Origin of the sequence: Nocardioides jensenii JCM 1364 = NBRC 14755 (genome assembly GCF_001552535.1) — a bacterium.
Taxonomy (GTDB): domain Bacteria; phylum Actinomycetota; class Actinomycetes; order Propionibacteriales; family Nocardioidaceae; genus Nocardioides; species Nocardioides jensenii.
On sequence record NZ_BCRJ01000171.1, the window covers coordinates 1 to 1,522 of the forward strand.

Annotated in this window: 1 protein-coding gene; it reads left to right on the forward strand. The window is 68.9% G+C overall.

The genetic code is table 11. The annotated features are described in order from the left end of the window. The first annotated feature begins 250 nt into the window (after window positions 1-250). Entirely contained in the window at window positions 251-1,492 is a 1,242-nt protein-coding gene (locus NJ4_RS24785) for an IS110 family RNA-guided transposase (RefSeq protein ID WP_067442102.1), read from the forward strand. Window positions 1,493-1,522: the final 30 nt, after the last annotated feature.

Genomic DNA, 1,522 nt, shown 5'->3' on the forward strand with positions numbered 1-1,522 from the left:
CTCACTGGTCTACCTTCCTCAGGTCAGTGGTTCTAGATGGGCTGCTGATGCACCCCTGGTCCCCACCGGGCCACCGCCAACGGTGCTCGACCTTCGAGGTCCAGCATGAGTTCTGCGGGGTCCGGTGGCCCAGGACACCCAGACCGGCTACAGGGCTATGCGCCGGAGAGCGCCGATCAGTGAGCGACCGGCTGCGGGGTCCCGGGGCCACCGGGTGGCTTCCAACTGCTGCAACAGTCAGGAAACCAACATGAGTCTCACCCCGATAGCTGCATCCGCGCGAGTCTGCGCGGGCCTCGACTGGGCCAAGGACGACCACGCGGTCTGCATCGTCGACGCCGACGGGGAAGTGCTGGACCGGTTCATGGTCGAGCACACTGCCGCCGGCCTGAAGCGGTTGATCCGCCGTCTGCTGGGTGCCGGCGTGAGCGAGGTTGGCATCGAACGCGGCGACGGCCCCGTCGTCGAGGCCCTTCTGGCCGCCGAACTGGTCGTACTGGTCATCGTCCCGAACCAAGTCAAGAATCTGCGCTCGCGTTACGGGTCGGCCGGCAACAAGGACGACAGGCACGACGCCTACGTGCTGGCCGACGTGGTCCGTACCGACCGGCGTCGCCTCGCCCCGCTGACCCGCTCCACCCCAGCGACCACCGCACTGCGCAGCAGCGTGCGGGCCCGACGCGACCTTGTCCAGCATCGCGTCGCGGCCGCCAACCAACTCCGCGCCCACCTGCAGATCGTGTTTCCCGGTGTGGTGGGCCTGTTCGCGGCGCTCGACTCCGCGATCAGCCTGACCTTCATCGAACGGTTCACCAGCCAAGCCCAGGCCGACTGGCTCACCCCAGCCCGGCTCGGCACCTGGCTGGGCAAGCAGGGCTACTCCGGCAGGGTCGCCCCCGAGGTCCTGCACACCCGACTGTTGGCCGCACCCCGCGGCACCACCGGACCCGACGCCGCCGCGCACGCCGCGGTGGTCACCTCGTTCGTCGCGGTGTTGCGTGCCCTGAACACCCAGATCGATGCTCTCGAGGACTCCATCGCCGACCAGCTTGACGTCCACCCCGACGCGCACATCGTGAAGTCGCTGCCCCGCGCCGGCATGCTCCGCGCCGCACGGCTGCTCGCCGAACTCGGTGACGCCCGCGGCCGATTCCCCACCGCCGACTCCCTGGCCTGCCTGGCCGGCGTCGCACCCTCGACCAGACAGTCCGGCAAGGTCAAGGCCGTCACCTTCAGATGGTCCGCCGACAGCCAACTGCGCGACGCCATCTGCGACTTCGCCAGCGACTCCCGACACGCCAACCCCTGGGCCGCCGACCTCTACAACCGCGCCCGGGCCCGAGGAAAGGACCACCCCCACGCCGTCCGCATCCTCGGCCGCGCCTGGGCAAACATCATCTGGCGCTGCTGGCAAGACGGCCTCGCCTACGACCCCGACCAACACAACGCACTCCAACGCACTCTCAACCAACACGCTCCGAAGGTCGCCTGAACCGGCGGACGTTGACACAGGGCAACTCAT